Raw genomic sequence first — 20,178 nt, forward strand, 5'->3', positions numbered from 1 at the left:
GAGCTTCTGGGCGTGACGACCGCGGCAAAGAAAGGAAGGTGCGGCCCCACACAGGGGCGACGCTGGGGTACCGAAGCGGAAACAGGGAAAGGCCAAAAACCAAAAAAAAACAAAAACAAAAAACTAACGCCCGACAGCAGGATTAACGAGCGTCCGATCCGACGCAGCCGGATCATCCACCCTCACAACGACAGCGGTAATGTTATCCCGCCCCCCAGCCTGCAAGGCCATTTCAACAAGCAAATCAGTGGCATGCTGGCAATCCCCAGCCTCGAGCGCCCGCACCATCTCGGGAACCTGCACTTCATTGCTCAGGCCGTCGCTACACAGCAAAAAGAGGTCTCCGTCGCGCACGACGATGCGGCCTTCGTCCAGATCAAGCCAGTCTGCCGCACCGACGGCCCGTGTTATCAAATGCTGCGATGGATGGTGGCGCGCCGCTTCGGCGCTCAAATGCCCCTGCGCCTGTAGCTCCGCCACGTAACTATGGTCGGTCGTGAGCGCTTCGAACTGTGCATCACGGTACAGATAGATTCGGCTGTCGCCCGCCCATAGCCAGCCAAACTCGCGCCCCTTCGCTATCAGCACGGCAACGGTGCTGCCTATCATGCGAACCCCGCGCCGCGCGGCTTCTTCGCGCAGCTGGTGGTTCACTGTTTGCAGCGTGCCGCGCGCCGTGGCCGAGAAACTGGTGAGGGTGTTGGGTATGGCAAGCGCCCCAAGCGCGCGCACGATCATGCCGCTGGCCAGATCGCCCGCCGTGTGCCCGCCCATGCCGTCGGCCACTGCCCACAAGCCCCGTTGGGGCTGATCGAGACATGCATCCTCATTGAGCGCCCGCACACGGCCTACGTCCGTGCGCGATGCCGAGCTCCATAACAATCCGCCTGTCACGATCGAGCCTCCATAGGCTACGCGACGAGTCCGTTATTCCTGCCGTTCTGGCCCACGTTTACCGCAACGTTCGAGTTCGACGCCGAATTGGTCACATCGAGCGTCTGGTATTGATTGACGACCTGATTCGCGTAGAACGTGTTGTTGGTCTGATAGAGGTTGATGATCGGACCGAGCGGCGAAGGCTGCGCGGGCTCGTAAGGCTGTATCCAGCCGAATACCCACGGCGCGCCCGCGCCCCGGATAAACGACATGGCCTTGCGGTCGAGATCGCATTGCAGATGAAGGTCGGTGATGGCGAGCGAGGTCATGACAGGTCTCCGTCAAGATGATAGCCGCAGGTCCGCGGCGTTCCGACCATACCTTGCAAGCAGCATGCCATTTTTCGGCGAAACGCGGCGCTTGCGCGCCATCTCCCCGTGAGGCTTGCCCCATATGACATCGCACTCGCGGAGCGCGTTCTGCGCGCGCCCGCGTCTCGTGCGGTCGCGGTGCGATGGTCGTGCGCTCGCCAACACGTTGCGTGCCTGTCGTCATCAGGACTCCGACACATACACAGTGCCGCTTCCTGAGCCGGATTGGCGGCGACCCGATGGTTCGACGCCGACACAATCGAAGCACACGAGTTGGTGCAACGCCGACACACGAGCGCCTCCAGCGCGCACATTATCCCGCTCCGCCTTATAGAACCGTGATCGGCCGCCTGGCATATCTGATGCAGGGTAGTTGGCAACCGGCAAACGTCGAGCAGCACAGGAAGCCGGCAACCCGCCAGACGGATGCAGCCATGAGCCCCGACCTTCAACCGACGATGCACGCAGACGAACCGCCGCTCGGCGCGCATCTCGTATCGCGTCGCGCGGGCTACAGCCATCACGGCATCTATGTCGGCGGTGGGCGGGTCGTTCATTACGCCGGCTTGTGCGTATCGCTGCATCGCGGTCCGATCGAAGAGGTCACGCTCGAACGTTTCGCCGCCGGCTACGAAGTCGCCGTTGTCGCGCATCCGTGCGCAGCTTTCGTGGGCCGCGAAGCCGTCGCGCGGGCGCGCTCGCGTCTCGGCGAAGACCGCTATCGACTGCTCAGCAACAACTGCGAACACTTCTGCACCTGGTGCGTGGACGGCAAGGGCCGCAGCGACCAGGTCCGCACCTGCATTGCCCATCCGCTGGCCGGCTTGCGCGCGGTGCGCGCGCTGGTTCACGCGCGCCGCGTGCAGGCCAGCCGCGAAACGTACGTCGCGCACGCGGTGTAAGCGCCATATCCAGTCGAGACCAATACGACACGTATCGCCGCTACTTGCATCGGAGATCACCATGAATTCCGCCGAAACCTCGCTGCGCACTCTCGTCGACAAGTGGCTCGCACCCAACGCGCGCGTGCCGGCCCGTGTAGTACGTTTCAGCCGCACGCACGAGCAACGGCTGCGCTATGTTTGCGTCGAGGCAGTCCATCCCGCGCGCACGATTGCAATCTTCTTCTTCCGTCACGACGACGGCACGTGGTGCGTATTTCCGCCTGCCAGCACGCGTCCGGCGATGACCGCACGCGCTGCGTGAACTCAACGCAGCAGCGTCGGGCGGGGCCGCGCCGCGAGGACGGTTGCCGGCCCTCGCTGCGCGGGCGAGCCTTCGATCTCCACACGTACGCCGATAAACGGCCGCGGCACGAGTAGCGTGCGCTGCGAAGCGACGCGGGCGCCGCCCACGATCGCGGCCATTGCCTGCCTGTCCAGTTCCACGCTTTCCGGAAGGTCCTTGATGACGATAATGCTCATGGTCTGCTCCACGATAGCGGATTGGGCTCGAGGGGTGTCGTTCGAGTATAGGCGGTGGCGCGCGGCGCACGTAAACAAGCAGGCGGCGCCTCGCGGCGCCGTCTACATTTTCCCTTCGCGGCAGCGGCTAGAACGTCACGCCGGTGTTCGCGTATTGCGAGGGATTGACCTTGAGATTCAGCGGCCCGAAGCCAGCGCCGATATAACCGATGTTATTGAGCGCGGCGACGTCGACCACCTGAACCTGCGAGATGTTCTGCACGATGTTGGGCGAGACGGTGATGTTGGCAATCGAGCCATAGCCACCGTAAGAGCTGCCGTTGCCGCCGCGTACGGCTGTCATGGCGCGGCGGTCGAGTGCCGTTCCGGGAGCCAGCTCGCGGATAACGAGGGAACTCATGATGAGCCTCCAGTTGCTGATGAATAGGGCGGGTGGACCCGGGCGGGCGCGGCACGCGAATGAACGCAGCGTGCGGCCGCGCCGCCGGCGGGTCGATCAGAAGTTGATCGTGTTGTGGGCGGTCTGCACCGGGTTGACCGTCGCGTGAATGTTCTGCGCGAAGGCGACGTCGTTGCCCACGTTGTTCTCGATGGTGTTCGTCTGGCCGATCAACTGCTGGGCGGTGAAGTTCGTCGTGTCGTACTTGAACGACGGCGCCGGGTAGTAGCCGGGCCAGAGGCTCAGGCCGCCACCGCCGCGAACGGCGCTCATTGCTTTGCGGTCGAGTTCTTGCGCGACGCTCAAGTCGGCGATCATCAGCTTGCTCATGACAGTTCTCCAGAAGGGCAGTACGGTGTAGTTGGCGATTGAGCTGCAGTATCTTGCGGGCTCGCTCCTCCTGATGCACAGGCTGTGCCAGCGGCTTCGCGCCAGCCTCACGAACCGCTCGACGCCTTGTGCGACGGGGCTTTGCGGCAAGCCAGCCGGTGTGTGCGGGACAGGTGGCGGCACTTGCGCGCGAAAACGCTGATGGTGGAAGCCCAACAGCGCGTGGCGCGCTCGTTGGATTCGCTGCAACACGTGCGAGCCAAAGGCCTGGTTCAGGCACCGATTGCACTGCGCCGTGCCGCAGATTAATCTCTCATCAGACCTTGTTGCATGGTTGCAGGCGCGCGCCGGCTGAGATCACGGTGCGCGCAGGTCCGGCGGCGACTCTGTATGCTTTAAAGATGACGAGACCGCGCTGCAGCGGACTCGACGGGGATCGCGGCCGCAGCTACACGCGGCGCGATCGTGCGCCGGGAACGTGTGACGCAAAGCGCCTCGGCCATCCTGAAGCTGAGTTGAAGGCATACGAATGATGAGCCTTGCGCAGCTGATCCAGACATTCCAGAGCGGGGCGCTCTCACGCGAGGCGTTCTTCGCCGAGATCGACCACGTGCTCGCGGTCGACGCGGCCAATTGCGCTCGCCTGCGCGAAGCGGTGGACGCGACGCAAACGGTCCATCCGCTGCCCGATGCCGTGTATGCCGAGGTCCTGCGCCGCATCGAACATCGCCAGGACAACGCGGCGGCCGTCGACGACTCCACTCGCATTCACGAAGCCCTGGCCGCTGCGCGTAGCGCCACCACAGGCGACGATGCGGACCACGTGAAGGGAATCGGCGATACGCTCAATGGTCGCTTCGTGCTCGAAGAATGTCTGGGTGTGGGTGGCATGGGCACCGTCTACAAGGCGCTCGATTTGCGCAAGCTGGAAGCTTCGGATCGCAAGCCTTATATCGCGATCAAGGTGCTGAACGTGCAGTTCCGCGGCCAGCCGACTTCGCTGATCGCATTGCAGCGTGAAGCCCGCAAGGCGCAAACGCTCGCGCACCGCAATATCGTCACGGTGTACGACTTCGACCGCGACGGGCCGCTCGTCTACCTCACGATGGAATATCTCTCGGGCAAGCCGCTCAGCAAGCTGCTGCGCGCGCCGGGTTTCGCGGGCATGCCATTCGAAAAGGCGCGGCCCATCATTGCCGGGATGGGGCAGGCGTTGGCCTACGCGCACGAGCGCGGCTTCGTGCATTGCGACTTCAAGCCCGCCAATGTTTTCCTCACCGACGGCGGCGATGTGAAAGTGATCGACTTCGGCATTGCGCGTGTGTTCCAGCGGCCCGAAGAAGATCCCGACGTCACTGTGTTCGATCCCGCGACGCTCGGCGGCATCACGCCCGCCTATGCGAGTCCGGAGATGTTCGAGCATCGGGAGCCGGACCCGCGCGACGATGTCTATGCGCTCGCCTGTGTGACCTATGAACTGTTGACGGGCAAGCACCCGTTCAATCGCAAATCGGCCACGCAGGCACGCAGCGACAAGATGCGCGCTGAGCGAGCGCCTGGCCTCGATCGCGGCCAGTGGCGCACCTTGAGCGCGGCGCTTTCGTTTGACCGCGCCTCGCGCACCGCGAGCGTCAATCAGTTTCTCCAGGGCATGGGCGTGCTCAAGCATGCACCGGCGTTCCCGGGCGCGCGGGTTGGCGCCATTGGCGTGGGGGCGGTCGTCGTCGCTGCGGGGTTATGGGTAGGATATCGCGTGCTTTCGGGACATGGGCAAACGGGCGCGAGGCCCTCGATGGCCGCCATGGCGCCCGCTGGCGCGACGAAGGCGGCCTCGGAGGCGCCGGCCTCGCCGGTGCTTGCCGCAGCGCCAGCCGCGGTTGTGGCGAGCATGCCTGCCGCGAGCGGGGTTGCAGTGGTTCCCGCATCGAGTGCGCCGGTGGCCGACGCGGCGTCGATCGCCGCGCTGAACGCGACGCTCGCGCGCATTCCGTGCTCGGCGCTTGCGGCGTCGCTGCCCGAGCACGTGGTCCAGGTGCGAGGCTTTGCCAACACGGGCGAGAACATGGCGCACGTTCACGACGCGCTCGCGCAAACGCCCGGAGGGCTAGCCGCGAAACTCGACGTGACCGCGGTGGAGAACCACAACTGTGAAGTCGTGAGCGCGTTCGCGCCATATTGGCGCGCCAATCATCTGGCTGGCGGCGGCGCGACGATCCATACCCGGCCACTCGACGCACGTCTGACGCAGGGCATGCCGCTCATCGTCGATATCACCACGCCGCATTACGAGTCATACGTCAACGTGGATTATTTCGCGCTCGACGGCAGTGTCGTCCATCTGGTTCCCAGCAATGTCGAGCGCGACAATCAGGCGCCGCCCGGCTTCTCGGCGACGGTCGGGGGATCGGGATACTGGCTCGTGGACAAGCCGTTCGGCACGGAGATGATCGTTCTGCTGATCACGCCGGCACCGTTGTTCGATGGGCTGCGTCCGGCTTCGGAGTCTCGCTCGGCTTACCTCGCGGCAGTGGGGCAGCAGTTGAAACAGATGGAAGCACTCTACGGCGAAGGGCGTATCGTTGCCGATTTCGTGCAGATCACGACGCACGCGCGCAGTGATGCACAGTAGTGCGAACTAGTGCACTGCGAGGGTCGTCATTCCCCCGTGATTGATTTCATCGCACCGAACGCCCAGCAGATGCGTTGCCATCGAGACGATGCCTGTTGCCATCACCATCGCGAAAGCGGTGGGCGGAAAACCCGGCAGCCAGGATTGGCGTGGACTCGACGCCGGCATCTGTCATGTCGCCGTGTGCCATACCGAATGGGCGAGGCGCAGAAGATCGTCGAATTGTGTGACCAGTTCGAAACAGAGCAGAAAACCGACCGCCGCGACCGGCCCAGGGTAGCGCATGACGTAGCGCATGAAGGGTTTGACCGTGCGCCGTCTCACGGCTCTGCGCGTCATGATCCAGGTGATCACGATGCCTATGAAGGCACCGACGAGCAGATCCGTCGGGTAGTGATAACCCAGGTACGCACGCGGAAAGCAGACAAATGCCGCGACAGACAGAAACGCAAGAATGCCGATGCCTCTCCAGACGAGGAAGATCCCCATTGCCACTGCCGTCCACAGCATTGCGTGATCGCTCGGAAAGGAACTCCAGTGCATCAGCCCGGCAAGCTGTACGGGCGACGAGGCGAAATGCAGATTCAGCCCCGGTGTGAATAGCGGCCGCTCCCTGTACGGCAGAATGCGCGCAAGCAGGCGCCCCACCGCGAGTGCAATCAGGCCGCTCGCCAGCGTGGCGAGTACGATCTCGCGGCGCCAGCCGCGCCGCTCGTGTGGCTGGAACCAGATCCACCACAACAACGGGATCAACAGATAGCCCTTGAACGTGTAGAAGTCGGCAATTACCCCAATGGCGTAATTGACCTGTTGAGGAAGCTGGAGTTGAGTGAGGGCTCCCAGAATGACGGTATCGAAGCTGTTCATTATTGTGGCCATCCCGCTGATGAATTCGTGAGAAGGGCGGTCTCGAACAGAATCCTCAACCGCCTCCGTGCCACATACGCAAGGCATTTTTCATGTTCTTTTCAAGCCAGCGCACACGGTGAAAGCAGTTCGCAGCGGCGAGCTGCTGCGATGCAATCTCATACGTGCGCATATAGCGTGCCCTGGATCACACTGCACTGCGTCAAGGACCCGGCGGCATTCGTATTCAAGGAAATCAGATCGCAGTACGCGCCCTCACGTCAACGCACTTCCAGCTTCTAGAGGGTCCATGTCTGACGGTAGGCATGCGCTCGTGATTGCCATCTCGTCGCGTCGGGCAGCTTCCAGGAATTCGCCGTTGTGCCTGATGTCGGCTTCGTTCGTTTCTCGCCTGTATAAGCAGTCTCGCAAGAAAAGCTGGCAGCGTCCAGCAGAGATCCGATGGGGAAGAATTTGTCTTGTGATTGATTCGATCTCCTTCCTATGTGTTGCGAAGGCCGCTAACAGGCCGGCGCGGCCCGAGCGCGCACGAAAATAGTCTTCCAGGGCCTCCGGAGATATTTCGCACATGACCCAAGTGCCGTCGACGACGGCGCGATACCGGATCGTGCCACTCGCGTGGTAGAAGGCTTCTTCATCTGGGAATTGTATAAACACGGTCGCATACCTCTTTGACTGCCGGACCTGCCCTCAGCAACTGGTGTTCCTCGCACGTCTGATGAAGCGCTGAAAGCCTGAATCACGAGTTCGCCGTTTGAATCGAAATCAATTCTCAGTTCGTTCACAGCAAATAATCCCGGACAATGCTAGTTACCCTGATCGGACGATGCGCTGCTGCTGTGGGGAGGCGATAACGGTCCGTAGCGAAGGTGTTGCGCCACCGACATGGGCACCTTGGGCGAGAACATGCCGACGATCGTGAGCGCATAAACGATCGCCGCGACGCCCGCCACAACGCGTACGGGGCGGGCGATCGCTGAATTGCCGAGGCCGATGTTGAGGTAGAACCAGATGCCGAGCAGCGCGAGCAGCAGCAGGCGCGGCATGGGCTTCCAGCCGTCGCGCCCGACTTCGGAGATAGACCAGACGAGTGCCGCGACGAGCGTGAAGAAAACGCTCCAGACGCCCGCCGAGCGGCTTCGCACCATGAGGGTACCCGAGCCGATCAGCGCGAGGCCGGTGACGACGTAGTAGGGCGTGGAACCCATTGCGACGAGCCAGCCGCCAAGCACAGCGAAGGCGGCGCCCACCAGTACCAGGACCTCCCCCGTCTCGGCAGGAGAGGCCTCGTGTCGGTTCGACATAGAAGAGCCCCCGCTCATGCAAATGTCAGGCATCGCGTCGCACAACTCCAAACGCCGTCAGGGTCTCTGTGGGCCATCCGGCAATCGGCGTACACGGCAACGCGCTTCGCTCGTGTTGCAATCGCCGTACCTTCCCGAGCATCAGAAAATTTGCAAGGGTCTGTGTAAAGGCGAGGCGTTATTCATTCGATACATAGCGCCACGTTTTTATCTCGGGCTGTGACCGAAGCCACAATCAGACATAGCGCTGATGGCGCGCTGGGGCGCTTGCATGGTAACCAGCAAATGAAGGAGAGACAGATTTGGATTCCAAATCAACCATATGAACTATCGAGAGGCTGAAAACTGAGGGAACGAAGCGACGCGATGCGTTGACATATCTACAAGAAGTCAGTGTAGAAATGGCGCGTACTGCATCGTTTACCCTTGCATTGAATCGAAATCAAAACTGGAATGGTGAGAGCTTTCGAACTCCGCGCTGTCTGGCGCCAGACCTTCGCAGGCCGGTCGACTGGCAGCCCCGTCGGCGGGTCGAGAAACAGCTTGCGCTGCGCGATGTCTTCGTAGCGGCGGCCGAAGTCGAACATCCCCATGATGCTGCCGGCCTTGCTGTCGAACGACCCGCCGCCGATACGTTCTCCGTCGAGCCAGTTGTCTTCGATGAAGCGAACGACCGACGACTGGTCGATCAACGTATGGTCGACGTAATTCTCTTTCGCCCAGGGCGAAATGACGAGAAACGGAATGCGTGCACCCGGGCCGCAGCGGCCGTTCACGGGTTTGCCGTTCACGCCGTCCTGCGCGGAGCCGGTACCGCATTTTCCCTGGCCGTTGAGGTGATCGGCGAACGAATCGTATGACGCGCTCGTCGGCGATGCGTACGCGTGGTCGTACCAGCCATCCGAGTCATCCCACGTCACGACGATGGCGGTGCTGGTCCAGTCCGGCTGGCGCTGCAGAAAGTTGACGACCTTCGCGACGAACGCCTGTTCGTCGAGTGGATCCGAATAGCCCGCGTGACCGTCCTGGAAGGCGGGGGCCTTGAGGAAACTCACGGCCGGAAAGTTCCCGGCGCTCACCGCGCCAAAGAAGTCGTCGGAATCGTACTGATGATTGGCGGGGTCCGGGGTCCGGCCATCTCGTTCCAGGGTATGCCCGATCGCCTCGATCGAACTCGGGCGCAAATGTTTCGGGTTCGACGTCGACGCGTAGTACTGGAACCAGTTGTGGTGTGGAACGTAGTCCTCCTTGGCAGCACCGACGACTGCCGATAGCGTGCTGCGCTTGCACGCGGTCGTGCCATTGCTGTTCACGGTCTCGAGGTTGAAGCCGCCCATGAAGCCGCCCCACGAAATATTGCGGGCGTTCAGGAGGTCGCCGATGTTTCGGCCCGTCATCATGACGGTGTCGCGCTGGCTCGAGCATTGGTCGAAGGCGGGATCGACGTCGTCGATCAGCGTGAAGCCGCCCTGTCCGTCGTTCACGTAGTAGGAGCCCGGGACCGAAGGCTTTTTCGTCGTCAGCACGGGCCTCACGCCGTTGGTTTGACCCGAGACCACCTCCAGCGCGCCTGGCGTCGACGGGCCATAAGTCGACGACCAGGCATTGTCGCTCATCGCGAATCGCTGCGCGTAATTCCATAGTGCGGTGACCGTGTTGCCGTCGTAATAGCCCATGACCTCGCCATTGTTTCCGGACTCGCCGTCCCGGTCGCTCTTACCTTTGCCCGTGTACTTCGGGAACAGATCGACGGCGCCGTTGTCGTAGGCTTGCTGTTCTGCCGCATAGGCGTGATCCTGGTCGGCGGTCGCAGCTTGCGTACGGTCGATGCGGAACGGGTTCGCTGCGCCCGCGCCATTGGCCGGATTCGTGGCATTCGGATTTCTGGAGAGGAGGGGTCCAGAGAGGCCGTTCACCGCGGGCGTACCGGGCAGTGCGTTGAACGCCGGTTCGTCTGAAGGATTTGCCGCATGCGGATAGGTGGCAAAGTAGTGATCAAACGAGACATTCTCTCCATAGATCACGACCAGGTGCTTGATCGGAGTGGCAGTATGAAGGTCGTTCGGCCGATTCATGTGCTGGTCGTCATTTGCACCCCATGCAATGTGTAATGAGAATGCCGCGGCTATGAGCAAACCAAGCGCTAGATGACGCCAGTGCATGTCGAGCTCCTGTAAGTTGCGTTCCTCGTAGCGCAATGGGAGTTCCCGGCTGACGTTGCCGCGGCGATCGCAAGCGAGGGCCAGCTCGCGCTGGCCCTCGCCGGGTTACAACACGCGCAGGCCGCGAGATGCTGGAGCACATTGGAGAGTCGAAAGCCGCTTAGGTCTACAGACCGTAGGTCCGCGCCATCAAGGCGGCTGTCGCGTAACTGTGCGTTGCGCAGGCTGCCGCTTCGAACACGGCGCCGCGAAGATCCGATCGTTTCCGCCGCTGCGGGCACCAGGTCATCGGCTATCTGCCTCGCTTGCCCACGCGCGTATCTGATCGATGGTGGCCGTCGCGCCGCCGCATACGACAACCAGAATATTCCGGTATTTGGCCAACGCGGGATGCCTCTCGTAGGCGACGGACAGCGCTGCGCCGCAGGCCGGCTCAACCAGAATGCGGTGATCCGCAAGAAAGCGCTCGCAGGCAGCGAGTGCGCTGGAGTCCGACACGACGAGACTGTGGACAGGGTGCTCGCGCACGCAGCGCAAGGCCTGCTCGCACACCCGCTTGGCGCCGAGCGAAGTGGCGACGCTGGAGATACAGGGCAATGCCACCGTATGACCCGCCTCGACAGCGGCATGAAGCGAAGCGGCGCCATCGGTTTCGACGGCCAACACCGGCACGTCGTGCCAATGATTGCGCTGGAGGCCTTCCACGACGCCACAAAGCAGGCCGCCGCCGCCAACGGAAAGCACGATGGCATCGGGTTTGAAGCGGGCCTGCGCAACTTCATCGATCATCGAGGCATGGCCGTGCCATAGCAGTGGATCGTCGAAGGGATGCAGAAACGCGTCCGTCGCGCCCAGCAAGGTCTGCGCGAACTGGTTGGCCTCTTGCCAGGAACTGCCGTGCACCACGACCTCTGCAGCTTCCAGGCGGAGCAACTCCCTGGCGCGTTCCGTCGTCGTTTCCGGCACCACGACAAGCACTGGAATGCCCAGGCGCCGGCCCGCATAAGCCACGGCAAGACCCGCATTTCCCCCGGACGACGATACGAAACGCTGCGCGCCACGGCTTTGGTGAACGGCGCAAGCGTGGCCGATGCCCCGGATCTTGAACGATCCACATGGCTGCAAGGCGTCGAGCTTGAGCCACACGGATTGTTCACCAGGGACGCTCAAGGCGCGCGACTCCACCAACGGGGTTTCAAAGTGCAGATGCATTGCAATGGGCTTCCAGGATTGCGATCGGACCCACCGTTCTTCTGCTGATCCTAAAGAGGAAGAGAGAGTCTGGCTTGTAAATTATTGACGCGTGAGGCGAGCGAAGGCCCATCGGCTCACTCTGTGCAGACGGGGCCACGCCAAACGCGTGACGGAACGCCCTGTTGAAATGACTTTGATCGTAAAACCCGACGCCTTGGGCACGCTCGTGAGGCGAAAGTCGCGAGTTTTGCCGGTCCTGGTTTTGCCGTGTGAGGCGCATTCCGTCTGCACACACCCGTGACTCGCTCGTGTATGGCTACGTCGACCGGTCGCGATTGCGCGCGCGCGTGGCGCCCGTGATCACTGCGACGCCGAGCAGTATCACCGCCACGATCTCGATGATGTGCACCGCAACATGCAGCGCCATCAATGCCCACGCCACGCCGCCAATGAAAATGATCCATCCGATCAGATAGATGAGCAGAGTCATCGTTCTTCTCCTTGTGGTTTCGGCCTGGGTGCAGTGCAAACAACGCCATTGGCGAAAGAGCGGTCCCCGCCTTTCACCGGGCGAAAAAGGTCGAAGCACATTGCGCGCCTGACTTCGCCATGGCGCGCGGAGCAGCTGGCGCTGACAAATGGACCCGCATTATAAGGATGCCGAACGGATTTGATCATGCAGGACGCGCATGCGCTAGCCGAACGCACGCAAGGCTTAGCGTCACCCGCGCCGTCGCTGCGTGCGTTGTTGTGCTCCGCGCTGACAGCGCAGGATGGTGTGCCGATAAGGTTTGCTAACCGACCATACCGGCAGTCTTGATAAACGGACGGACGCGGACGGCAAGTCGCGCCTCAGAAGCCTGCTGCTTCCAGCAGGCTTCTATCCGGGCAACGACAGCAGACCGTTTGGGAACGGCGCGCGGGCTAGTTAGTGCCCATGCGCCTCGCGGAAACCGGCGTCCTTTTCGAGTCGGCGGCCGTGGCTACCGACGTGGAATCCCGCTGAGATCACAAACAGGACTCCGGCGAAAGGCCAGATATAGATTGCCAGCGAGAAGCAAACCCAAATCGCTTCTTGTGGCGGATACGCCTGGAGTGCCCAGACAAGACAGGCAACTGGCAACAGCATCAGACACAGCGCCGACCGGGTGAGAAAGGTGGCGGCTTTTGCTTTCTTTAGCGTCTCTGCTTGCATGCCTGGCTCCATAGGGGATGGCATTGGGACATAGAGTCGCACGGTGACCATTTGTCGCATACTTAGTAATATCCCTGACCGGTGCCAATTTCCGCACTGCAATCTCCGAATAGGATGCGTGATGCTGCATAGCCTTTCCGAATCGATCGTAGTTCTTATCGACTTGCAAATGAGACTGATGCCGGCGATTCACGACGGCGAATCCGTTGTCGCTCAAGCCATTCGGCTTGGGCGGATTGCTCGGGGTCTCGATGTTCCGGTCATCGGGACAGAACAGAATCCGGGCGCGCTCGGCGAAAACTCGCAGGAAATAAAGGACCTGTGCGCGAGAACTGTTGCAAAGCACCATTTCGACGCCACCGCCGATGGTCTGTTTGAAGCGCTGCCCGAAGGGCGAACCCGAGCGATCGTCGCGGGATGCGAGGCGCATGTCTGCGTATTGCAGACAGCGATGGGTTTGCTGCAGTGCGGTCTATCGGTCACTGTCGTTACTGACGCGACAGGCTCGCGGAAAGTCGCCGACAAAGAGGCGGCCATTGCGCGGCTGAACAAAGCGGGCGCTGAAGTGGCGACGGTCGAGATGGTCGCATTCGAATGGCTGCGCTCGTGCCAGCACCCGCGCTTTCGCGACATACTGCAGTTGATCAAGTAGGCGGCTGCCAGCGGCGCGATCATCTGCAAAACGCGGCGCCGGTGAGCAAGGCAAGCATCGTCGAAGGCGCGAGATACTCGACGAACGTCCAGACAATAAGCGTTACGAACGAAACGGCCAGCATGACCTGCATGATGCGCCAGGCCACGACCTCGCTCACGAAGGCTGTTCGGCGATCATGGTGCGCTGCGCGGCCCGCTCGTCGTCGATCGGCAAGTGCATCAATCCCGCGATGACGCCAAGCGCAATCGAGCCCTGCCAGAGCAGGCCGTAGCTATGCTTCGCGTCGAACACCACGCCGCCCAGCCAGACGCCGAAGAAACTCCCGATCTGATGCCCGAGAAATACGAAGCCGAAGAGCGTCGAGATATAGCGCACGCCGAACATCTGCGAAACGATCCCGCTCGTCAGCGGCACGGTGCCGAGCCACATGAATCCCATCGCGAACGCGAACACATAAAGCGTGAGGGGCGATAGGGGCAAGGCGAGGAACAGCGCCATTACGCCCGCCCGTGCGAAGTAGATCGCCGAGAGCAGATACTTGCGCCGCAGAAACCCCCCTGCGTAACCGCAGAGAAACGTGCCTGCCGTGTTGGCCAGCGCAATCAGCGCGAGCGCCAGGCTCGCTTGGCGCGCGCTCATGCCCTTGTCGAGCAAATACGCCGGCAGGTGCGCGCCGATGAACGCAAGCTGGAAGCCACACGACAAAAAGCCCAGATTGAGCAGCCAGAAGCCGCGATGCGCGAACGCCTTTCCGAGCGCTCGGCGCAGGGTGTCGTGCGTATCGATCGCGCCGCTACGCTGCAGCGGCCGATCGCGCAGCCATGCCGCGAGCGGCGCGCTGGCGAGCATCATGGCCGCGAGCACGAGAATGGCCGTGACCCAGCCGAATCTGCCGATCATCCCTTGAGTGAGCGGCACGATGCAGAACTGGCCCAGGCCGCCGAACATACCCGCCACGCTCAGCGCCCAGCTGCGCTGGTCGGCTGCAAAGAGCCGCGAGAGCGCGCCATAGACGGCGCCGAAAGCCGTTCCGGACAATGCCACGCCGAGCACCACGCCGACGCCAAACGTGTAGACGCCAGGCGTCGCGCTCAATGCCATCATCGCGAGGCCGAGCGCGTAGAGCAGGGCGCCCGCGAAGATCACACGCGCGGAGCCGAAGCGGTCGGAGATCATGCCCGTGAGCGGCTGTGCAACGCCCCACAGCAGGTTTTGCAGCGCAAGCGCGAGGCCGAACGTCTCGCGCGACCAGCCGCGCTCGAGCGTGACGGGCAACAGAAAAAGCCCTTGCACGTTGCGCACGCCGAGCGCCGCACCCATCACGACGCCACCTGCGATCACGAGCAGCCAGCGGCGGCGCCATGCGTCGTACATACCGGTCATCGTTCGCCTCCTCGCACTGGGCGCTTCGCTGTTGCGCAGCGTGGTGCCTAGTAGAGCGCGGGAAAGCGGGTCGGCTCAAGTGAGTTTTTGGCACGCTTCGCATGCGTATCGCTCATGCGATCCGGTTTTGGCGAGCCTGATCGACGATCCAGTCGATGACGGCGCGCACGTCGTCGCGCGGCGCTTCGTCGGCTTGATGCAGCCAGTAGGCATAGCCAGTCGGACCCTCGGCGCGCGCATTGCCGATGGCGGCGAGCCTGCCGTCGGCAAGCAGCGGTTGCACGAGGGCAAGGCGCCCGAGCGCGATACCGCGGCCGGCGGTGGCGGCCTGAATGACCTGGTCGTACTGGTTAAAACGCAGCACGCCGCGAAGCGGCGCGCCGTCGAGGCCGCGCGCGCCCAGATGATCCGTCCAGCGCAGCATCGGGCGGCGCACGCCCTCGAATTCGAGCAGCACGTGGCGCGCGAGCGTGGCCGCGTCGAGCTTCTTCACGTTCAACGAAGGATGCGCGACCGGCAATACGTATTCGTCGTACAGATGCACGGCGCGATTGGCTGCCTCCGGCGCGATGCGGGCCGGCGCGTAGCGCAGGGCGAGATCGATGCCTTCTGCGCGCAGATCGAGCACCTTCTCTGAGGTCGCAAGGCGCAGATCGATATCGGGAAGCTGGCGTTGCAACTCGCCGATGCGCGGCAGCAGCCACAGTCCTGCAATGCCGATGCTGGCGGTGATCGTCACCGGCTGACGTGCTTGGGGCGCGGCCAGCGCGCCGACGATTTCCTGCATCTGCTGCACCGCGCCGTCCGCAACGCGCAGCAGGCGCTCGCCCTCCGCTGTGAGCGCGATCGAACGATAGCCGCGGTTGAAGAGGCGCACGCCTAGCGCTTCTTCGAGCGCGGCGATCTGGCGGCTCACGGCGGACTGCGTCACGCACAGGTCGTCGGCGGCGAGCGTGATGCTCATGCGCCGGCCCACCGCGACGAAACCGCGAATGAGGTCGAGAGGAGGGAGTTTCACGAGCGGCACTGACATGCGTTTTCCTCATGCGAAAGCTGCGCAAAGATTGATTGATGCAGCGGGCAAGGTCAAGTGAAATCGATACTCCGGATTCTTCAGGGAGCACGCTCATGCATTCAGCCGATCCAGCCGAGGCACGTCCCATCGCTGTCGCCATCACTGCTGCCGATGGCTTTACGCTTCGCGCATATGTGTGGCGTCGTCACGCGCCGCCGAACGCGGACGCGTCGCGTCCGGTGGTCATCGTCAATTCGGCGACGTCGGTGCGCTGCCACTACTATTTCCGCTTTGCCGCATGGCTGCACCAGCAGGGTTTCGACGTGCTGGTCTACGACTACCGTGGCATTGGCGGCTCGCAGCCCGTCGCGCTCGCCACGCTCGATGCGAGCTGGCTGGAATGGGGAGAGCGCGATTTCGAAGCGGTGCTGTGCTACGCAAGAAGCCTGTTCCCTCGGCAGCCGATCGATGTCGTGGGGCATAGCATTGGCGGCTTCCTGATCGGGCTCGCGCCGTCGAATCATCTCATTCGACGCGTCTTCACCGTCGGCACGCAATACGCGTATTGGCGAGACTACGCGCCGCGCTGCATGCCGCTCATGCTCTGGAAATGGCATGTCGTGATGCCGGTTTTGACCGGCCTGATGGGCTATTTCCCCGCATCGTGGTTCGGATGGATGGAGGACACGCCGCGCGGCGTCGCGAGGATATGGAGCCGGGGCCGCGCCCGCTTTGAAGACACGCTCACCGACGGGGCGCTCGCACGCACGCCCGAGCAGCGCATGGACATCGTCGCTCGTTTCGGCAACATGCGTGCGCCGATTCTCGCCGTGAGCTTCCACGACGATCCGTTCGGCACGATTCGCGCGATCGAACGCGCGCTGTGTTATTTCACACAGAGCCTGTCGACGCATGTACGCATCGCGCCCGCGTCAATTGGCGAGCGCAGCATCGGACATTTCGCGTTTTTTCACTCGCGATTCGAGCGCAGCCTGTGGCCGCTCGCGCGGGATTGGCTGGCCGATGGCAGCGTCATCGCGATGACTCCGGCAACGACGCACCCGAGCCCCAGCCACGCCGAGGTCGAAAGCGATTCACCGAGCCACGCAATGCCGATCGCCACGCCGATCGGCACGCGCAAATAGGCCTGCGCCGTTGTGCCGACCGAGCCGAGCGTCTGGACGAGCCGGAAGTAGATGACGAACGCGATCGCCGTGGAAAAGACGGCGAGTGCGATCAGCGCTGCGATCGATTGCAACGACGGATGAAGCGTCCACGGGCGGTCTAAGGCCAGGCTCACGGGGACCAGCAGTATCGCACCGACGATGAGAGACCCCGCAGCGGGTGCGACCGGCGAGAGTCCCTTGAACGAACGGCCGTAGATCGCCGCGCCGGCGTAGCAAACCGTCGCGGCGACGATCGCCAGCTGCGCAACGAGTTGCTGGCCGAGTCCTTCGAATGCACTCACGCCGACCACGAGGCATATGCCAGCGAGACCCGCGGCGACGCCGAACAGCTTGCGCGCGTTGACCTGTTCGTGGCGGGTAATCAGCCACGTGCCGAGGAACGCCATGACAGGCGAGGTCGAGTTGAGGATGGTCGCCAGACCGGCTTCCACCGAACGCTCGGCCCATGCGATCAAGGTAAAGGGAATCACGCTATTGAGCAGCGCCTGCACGGCGAAGCGACGCCACACGGCCGGGTCTCGCGGTACCGGAATGCGCTGCCACAGCATCCAGAACAGAAGGAGCGTTCCGGCAATCGACGTTCTCGCGGCGATGAGCGTCAACGGCGGGATGGTCGTCACGCCGACTCGAATGAACGTATAGGACGCGCCCCACAGCGTGGAAAGTGCGAGGAGCAAAAGCAGGTCGAGTCCGGTCGATTTGCTCGCGATCGATGTTTGCATGCTGGGCGGTCGATTTCACGCAGACGCGGTGAGATTACGGGCCACGCTCCAGGGATAGAGCGCGTATCGACAGTATGCGGGCAACTTCGGTGCGAATATTTCGGCCTGGGGTGAAATGTGGATTGTCGATGAACGGAATCAGGAAGCGACGCGCAATGCGTCTTCGCGCTGCGTGGCGTAGCGGTTCGCGGGACGAGGCAGGCCAAGATGCTCGCGCAATGTGCGCCCCGTATATTCCCTACGAAAAAGTCCGCGACGCTGCAATTCGGGCACTACGTACTGCACGAACTCGTCGAGGCCGCCAGGCAGCCAGGGCGACATGATATTGAAGCCGTCGGCGCCTTCCTCCTCGTACCATTGCTGAAGCTGGTCCGCAATGCTTTGCGGCGTGCCGATCACCTGTTGATGCCCGCGCGCGCCCGCAATGCGCAGATAGAGATCGCGTATGGTGAGGTTGTCGCGCCGCGCGAGATCGAGCAGCAAACGTTGCCGGCTCTTGCCGCCGTTGGTTTCCGGCAGGTCGGGCACGGGGCCATCCACGGGATATTGCGAGAGGTCGAGGCCGCCCGACATGTTCGCGAGCAGCTGCAGTCCCACGCTCGGATGGATCAGCGCCTGCAACGCGTCGAACTTCTCCTGCGCTTCTTCCTGCGTGCGGCCGATCACGGGGAAAATGCCCGGCATGATCTTGAGATGCTCGGGGCGGCGGCCGTAACGCGCGAGCCGCCCTTTCACGTCGCGATAGAACTGTCTGGCTTCATCGAGCGTTTGATGCGCGACGAAAATCACTTCGGCGGTTTGCGCCGCGAGTTCCCTGCCGGCTTCCGAGGCGCCCGCCTGCACCACGACGGGCCAGCCTTGCGGCGAACGCGCCACGTTGAGCGGGCCGCGCACCTTGAAGTGCTTGCCGCGATAGTCCAGCGTGTGCAGCTTCTGCGGGTCGAAGTAGAGGCCGCTTGCCTTGTCGCGAATGAAGGCGTCGTCTTCCCAGCTGTCCCAAAGCCCGGAAACCACGTCGTAGAACTCTTTCGCGCGCTCGTAGCGCAAGGCGTGATCGAGATGCTTGTCGAGGCTGAAGTTGTGCGCTTCGGTTTCGGTGCTCGACGTCACGAGATTCCAGCCCGAGCGGCCGCCGCTCAGATAGTCGAGCGAAGCGAATTTGCGGGCCACGTTATACGGCTCGTTGAACGAGGTCGACACCGTGGCGATGAGCCCGATGTGCTTCGTGACCACCGATAGTGCGGAGAGCAGCGTGATCGGCTCGAAATGATCGGCGCGCGCGGTGCGCGAGAGCGAAGGCACATGGGTGTCGCGCACGCTCACGCTATCGGCGAAAAAGACGGCGTCGAATTTGGCGCGCTCGGCCGTTTGCGCCAGCTCGGCGTAGTGCGCGAAGTCGAGGCCGCCGGCTGCGTGTGCATCGGGGTGACGCCACGCGGCGATATGGTGGCCCGTCTCCATCAGGAAGGCGCCGAGGCTCAATTGTCCCGCGCGTCGCGGTGCTGCGCTCATGTGTGCTCCTCGAATGTGGTTGGCGTTCGCTACGGAATGGAAGGCAGATTCAATGCGCGAGCGGCTTGTGCGCCGTGGCGATGATCATGCGCCGCGTGAGCGCATAGCCACGCGCGTTGCGATGGGGTTCGAGCGCGCCCGCGAGCCGAGCGCGTACGCGTGCGATGTCGTCGGGCGTGAGCGAGGCGAGGAAATTGCCGAACGAACTGGACCGGCTAAAGGCGAGCACGTCGTCGACGTTGTCGAAAGTGTCGCCGAAGGTGCGGATCTCGTTGTGCGTCACGTCGAAGCCGGCGCCCTGGAGCAGCGCTGCCGAGCGCTCGCGCGTGAGTTTGTTCGGCGCGCCGATTCCAGCGCGCTGCCATTCGGGCTCGCCCGCAAATAGCGCGCGCAGCACGACATGCAGGTCGTGTGGCGCTTCTTCGGGCATGGTCGTGAAGCCGATCCGGCCGCCTGGCTTGAGCACGCGCCACGCTTCGCGCAGCGCTTGCGCCTGATCCGGGATCCAGTGAATCACGCTGTTGAAATACACCACGTCGTAGTGCGCATCGGGCACCGTTTCCAGCGCTTCGGCGCGGCCGACGCGCGCGGCGAAGCGGCCCTGCGCGCGTTCGAGCGCGCGCTGCACGCGCAGCGGCAACGGATCGAGCCCGAGCACTTCGCCGTGTTCGCCCACGCGCTGCGCCGCCGATTCGGTGAGACGGCCCGTGCCGCAACCCACGTCGAGCACGCGTTCGCCTTCACGCAAGCCGAGCACGTCGAGCAGTTGCAGACCGTGATGAAACTGGCGAATGCCAAGCCGGTCGTATTCTTCGACGAGCGTGGCGGAATCGAGCTGAAGGCTGGGCGCGTTCGACATATCGTGGTCCTGACCAAAGTTTGGCAGGGCCATTCTTGCCGATCGGTTATCTCA

The 20,178-nt window shown here is 62.9% G+C and carries 22 protein-coding genes and 3 pseudogenes; 5 read left to right on the forward strand and 20 right to left on the reverse strand.

Annotation, left to right across the window (positions count from 1 at the left end; all coding sequences use genetic code 11):
- Positions 1-123: 123 nt before the first annotated feature.
- Entirely contained in the window at positions 124-894 is a 771-nt protein-coding gene (locus tag AB3X99_RS15585) for a PP2C family serine/threonine-protein phosphatase (RefSeq protein ID WP_368617428.1), read from the reverse strand.
- Between the two features lie 17 nt (positions 895-911).
- Positions 912-1,205 carry a hypothetical protein gene (locus AB3X99_RS15590; RefSeq protein WP_069262248.1) on the reverse strand — a complete coding sequence of 98 codons (294 nt, stop codon included), beginning with the start codon at positions 1,203-1,205 and terminating at the stop codon, positions 912-914.
- 476 nt (positions 1,206-1,681) lie between these two features.
- Between AB3X99_RS15590 and AB3X99_RS15595 the strand changes: the two genes are divergently transcribed.
- Positions 1,682-2,149 (forward strand): lecithin retinol acyltransferase family protein, encoded by a 468-nt coding sequence (locus AB3X99_RS15595; RefSeq protein WP_069262247.1) that lies wholly within the window; start codon positions 1,682-1,684, stop codon positions 2,147-2,149.
- 61 nt (positions 2,150-2,210) lie between these two features.
- Positions 2,211-2,453 (forward strand): hypothetical protein, encoded by a 243-nt coding sequence (locus AB3X99_RS15600; protein ID WP_069262246.1) that lies wholly within the window; start codon positions 2,211-2,213, stop codon positions 2,451-2,453.
- A 2-nt stretch (positions 2,454-2,455) separates the two neighbouring features.
- Here the strand turns inward: AB3X99_RS15600 and AB3X99_RS15605 are convergent, their stop codons facing one another.
- From AB3X99_RS15605 to AB3X99_RS15615, 3 genes are all read right to left on the reverse strand, one after another.
- The gene (locus AB3X99_RS15605) at positions 2,456-2,671 is read right to left on the reverse strand and encodes a hypothetical protein (protein WP_368617429.1); all 216 of its coding nucleotides are present in this window, start codon (positions 2,669-2,671) and stop codon (positions 2,456-2,458) included.
- A 127-nt stretch (positions 2,672-2,798) separates the two neighbouring features.
- Positions 2,799-3,071 (reverse strand): hypothetical protein, encoded by a 273-nt coding sequence (locus AB3X99_RS15610; protein WP_042267637.1) that lies wholly within the window; start codon positions 3,069-3,071, stop codon positions 2,799-2,801.
- Positions 3,072-3,167: 96 nt separating this feature from the next.
- Positions 3,168-3,440, reverse strand: coding sequence for a hypothetical protein (locus AB3X99_RS15615; RefSeq protein WP_069262244.1), 273 nt, complete (start codon positions 3,438-3,440; stop codon positions 3,168-3,170).
- Positions 3,441-3,969: 529 nt separating this feature from the next.
- On the opposite strand from AB3X99_RS15615, the gene AB3X99_RS15620 reads away from it, so the two are divergent.
- On the forward strand, positions 3,970-6,069 hold the full coding sequence (locus AB3X99_RS15620; RefSeq protein WP_368617430.1) for a protein kinase: 2,100 nt from the start codon (positions 3,970-3,972) through the stop codon (positions 6,067-6,069).
- A 171-nt stretch (positions 6,070-6,240) separates the two neighbouring features.
- Here AB3X99_RS15620 and AB3X99_RS15625 read toward each other — a convergent pair whose 3' ends face one another.
- The 9 genes and pseudogenes from AB3X99_RS15625 to AB3X99_RS15665 form a co-directional block, all read right to left on the reverse strand.
- A complete protein-coding gene (locus tag AB3X99_RS15625) occupies positions 6,241-6,936 on the reverse strand; it encodes a phosphatase PAP2 family protein (RefSeq protein ID WP_069262242.1) in 696 nt (231 codons plus the stop codon).
- Between the two features lie 255 nt (positions 6,937-7,191).
- Complete coding sequence (locus tag AB3X99_RS15630) at positions 7,192-7,593, reverse strand: DUF1488 family protein (protein ID WP_368617431.1); 402 nt, start codon at positions 7,591-7,593, stop codon at positions 7,192-7,194.
- A 149-nt stretch (positions 7,594-7,742) separates the two neighbouring features.
- Positions 7,743-8,240, reverse strand: coding sequence for a hypothetical protein (locus AB3X99_RS15635; protein WP_141710577.1), 498 nt, complete (start codon positions 8,238-8,240; stop codon positions 7,743-7,745).
- Positions 8,241-8,815: 575 nt separating this feature from the next.
- A pseudogene (locus tag AB3X99_RS15640) lies at positions 8,816-10,315 on the reverse strand (phospholipase C); the annotation flags it as partial.
- Positions 10,316-10,383: 68 nt separating this feature from the next.
- A complete protein-coding gene (locus tag AB3X99_RS15645) occupies positions 10,384-10,683 on the reverse strand; it encodes a pentapeptide repeat-containing protein (protein WP_368617432.1) in 300 nt (99 codons plus the stop codon).
- A gap of 4 nt (positions 10,684-10,687) precedes the next feature.
- Positions 10,688-11,614, reverse strand: a complete 927-nt coding sequence (locus AB3X99_RS15650; RefSeq protein ID WP_368617433.1) for a pyridoxal-phosphate dependent enzyme — start codon at positions 11,612-11,614, stop codon at positions 10,688-10,690.
- A gap of 124 nt (positions 11,615-11,738) precedes the next feature.
- Positions 11,739-11,822, reverse strand: a pseudogene (locus tag AB3X99_RS15655) (AraC family transcriptional regulator); the annotation flags it as partial.
- A gap of 90 nt (positions 11,823-11,912) precedes the next feature.
- Entirely contained in the window at positions 11,913-12,086 is a 174-nt protein-coding gene (locus AB3X99_RS15660) for a hypothetical protein (protein WP_176732829.1), read from the reverse strand.
- 438 nt (positions 12,087-12,524) lie between these two features.
- The gene (locus tag AB3X99_RS15665) at positions 12,525-12,791 is read right to left on the reverse strand and encodes a hypothetical protein (protein ID WP_133187158.1); all 267 of its coding nucleotides are present in this window, start codon (positions 12,789-12,791) and stop codon (positions 12,525-12,527) included.
- A gap of 121 nt (positions 12,792-12,912) precedes the next feature.
- Between AB3X99_RS15665 and AB3X99_RS15670 the strand changes: the two genes are divergently transcribed.
- On the forward strand, positions 12,913-13,443 hold the full coding sequence (locus AB3X99_RS15670) for an isochorismatase family protein (RefSeq protein ID WP_368617434.1): 531 nt from the start codon (positions 12,913-12,915) through the stop codon (positions 13,441-13,443).
- A gap of 19 nt (positions 13,444-13,462) precedes the next feature.
- Here the strand turns inward: AB3X99_RS15670 and AB3X99_RS15675 are convergent, their stop codons facing one another.
- The 3 genes from AB3X99_RS15675 to AB3X99_RS15685 form a co-directional block, all read right to left on the reverse strand.
- A complete protein-coding gene (locus tag AB3X99_RS15675) occupies positions 13,463-13,603 on the reverse strand; it encodes a hypothetical protein (protein ID WP_176732828.1) in 141 nt (46 codons plus the stop codon).
- Entirely contained in the window at positions 13,600-14,829 is a 1,230-nt protein-coding gene (locus AB3X99_RS15680; RefSeq protein WP_368617435.1) for an MFS transporter, read from the reverse strand. Before AB3X99_RS15680 ends, AB3X99_RS15675 begins: the two co-directional genes overlap by 4 nt.
- A 112-nt stretch (positions 14,830-14,941) precedes the next feature.
- Positions 14,942-15,862, reverse strand: coding sequence for a LysR substrate-binding domain-containing protein (locus AB3X99_RS15685; RefSeq protein ID WP_368617436.1), 921 nt, complete (start codon positions 15,860-15,862; stop codon positions 14,942-14,944).
- Between the two features lie 95 nt (positions 15,863-15,957).
- Between AB3X99_RS15685 and AB3X99_RS15690 the strand changes: the two are divergent.
- A pseudogene (locus tag AB3X99_RS15690) lies at positions 15,958-16,863 on the forward strand (alpha/beta fold hydrolase); the annotation flags it as partial.
- Here the strand turns inward: AB3X99_RS15690 and AB3X99_RS15695 are convergent.
- The 3 genes from AB3X99_RS15695 to AB3X99_RS15705 all read right to left on the reverse strand — a co-directional run bounded on the left by AB3X99_RS15695 (position 16,815) and on the right by AB3X99_RS15705 (position 20,124).
- Positions 16,815-17,753: a DMT family transporter gene (locus AB3X99_RS15695; protein ID WP_368617437.1), complete on the reverse strand. Its 939-nt coding sequence runs from the start codon at positions 17,751-17,753 to the stop codon at positions 16,815-16,817. The pseudogene AB3X99_RS15690 and the gene AB3X99_RS15695 overlap by 49 nt on opposite strands.
- A 138-nt stretch (positions 17,754-17,891) precedes the next feature.
- Positions 17,892-19,265: an LLM class flavin-dependent oxidoreductase gene (locus AB3X99_RS15700; RefSeq protein ID WP_368617438.1), complete on the reverse strand. Its 1,374-nt coding sequence runs from the start codon at positions 19,263-19,265 to the stop codon at positions 17,892-17,894.
- Positions 19,266-19,314: 49 nt separating this feature from the next.
- Complete coding sequence (locus AB3X99_RS15705; protein ID WP_342948241.1) at positions 19,315-20,124, reverse strand: methyltransferase domain-containing protein; 810 nt, start codon at positions 20,122-20,124, stop codon at positions 19,315-19,317.
- Between the last annotated feature and the right edge of the window lie 54 nt (positions 20,125-20,178).

Source organism: Paraburkholderia sp. BR10882 (genome assembly GCF_040948855.1).
Lineage (GTDB): Bacteria > Pseudomonadota > Gammaproteobacteria > Burkholderiales > Burkholderiaceae > Paraburkholderia > Paraburkholderia nodosa_A.

Bases quoted from the DNA above. Each gene is read 5' to 3' on its own strand.
- AB3X99_RS15590 (WP_069262248.1), bottom strand. From the start codon at position 1,205: ATGACCTCGCTCGCCATCACCGACCTTCATCTGCAATGCGATCTCGAC.
- AB3X99_RS15595 (WP_069262247.1), top strand. From the start codon at position 1,682: ATGAGCCCCGACCTTCAACCGACGATGCACGCAGACGAACCGCCGCTC.
- AB3X99_RS15600 (WP_069262246.1), top strand. From the start codon at position 2,211: ATGAATTCCGCCGAAACCTCGCTGCGCACTCTCGTCGACAAGTGGCTC.
- AB3X99_RS15605 (WP_368617429.1), bottom strand. From the start codon at position 2,671: ATGAGCATTATCGTCATCAAGGACCTTCCGGAAAGCGTGGAACTGGAC.
- AB3X99_RS15610 (WP_042267637.1), bottom strand. From the start codon at position 3,071: ATGAGTTCCCTCGTTATCCGCGAGCTGGCTCCCGGAACGGCACTCGAC.
- AB3X99_RS15615 (WP_069262244.1), bottom strand. From the start codon at position 3,440: ATGAGCAAGCTGATGATCGCCGACTTGAGCGTCGCGCAAGAACTCGAC.
- AB3X99_RS15620 (WP_368617430.1), top strand. From the start codon at position 3,970: ATGATGAGCCTTGCGCAGCTGATCCAGACATTCCAGAGCGGGGCGCTC.
- AB3X99_RS15625 (WP_069262242.1), bottom strand. From the start codon at position 6,936: ATGAACAGCTTCGATACCGTCATTCTGGGAGCCCTCACTCAACTCCAG.
- AB3X99_RS15635 (WP_141710577.1), bottom strand. From the start codon at position 8,240: ATGTCGAACCGACACGAGGCCTCTCCTGCCGAGACGGGGGAGGTCCTG.
- AB3X99_RS15650 (WP_368617433.1), bottom strand. From the start codon at position 11,614: ATGCATCTGCACTTTGAAACCCCGTTGGTGGAGTCGCGCGCCTTGAGC.
- AB3X99_RS15660 (WP_176732829.1), bottom strand. From the start codon at position 12,086: ATGACTCTGCTCATCTATCTGATCGGATGGATCATTTTCATTGGCGGC.
- AB3X99_RS15665 (WP_133187158.1), bottom strand. From the start codon at position 12,791: ATGCAAGCAGAGACGCTAAAGAAAGCAAAAGCCGCCACCTTTCTCACC.
- AB3X99_RS15670 (WP_368617434.1), top strand. From the start codon at position 12,913: ATGCTGCATAGCCTTTCCGAATCGATCGTAGTTCTTATCGACTTGCAA.
- AB3X99_RS15680 (WP_368617435.1), bottom strand. From the start codon at position 14,829: ATGACCGGTATGTACGACGCATGGCGCCGCCGCTGGCTGCTCGTGATC.
- AB3X99_RS15685 (WP_368617436.1), bottom strand. From the start codon at position 15,862: ATGTCAGTGCCGCTCGTGAAACTCCCTCCTCTCGACCTCATTCGCGGT.
- AB3X99_RS15695 (WP_368617437.1), bottom strand. From the start codon at position 17,753: ATGCAAACATCGATCGCGAGCAAATCGACCGGACTCGACCTGCTTTTG.
- AB3X99_RS15700 (WP_368617438.1), bottom strand. From the start codon at position 19,265: ATGAGCGCAGCACCGCGACGCGCGGGACAATTGAGCCTCGGCGCCTTC.
- AB3X99_RS15705 (WP_342948241.1), bottom strand. From the start codon at position 20,124: ATGTCGAACGCGCCCAGCCTTCAGCTCGATTCCGCCACGCTCGTCGAA.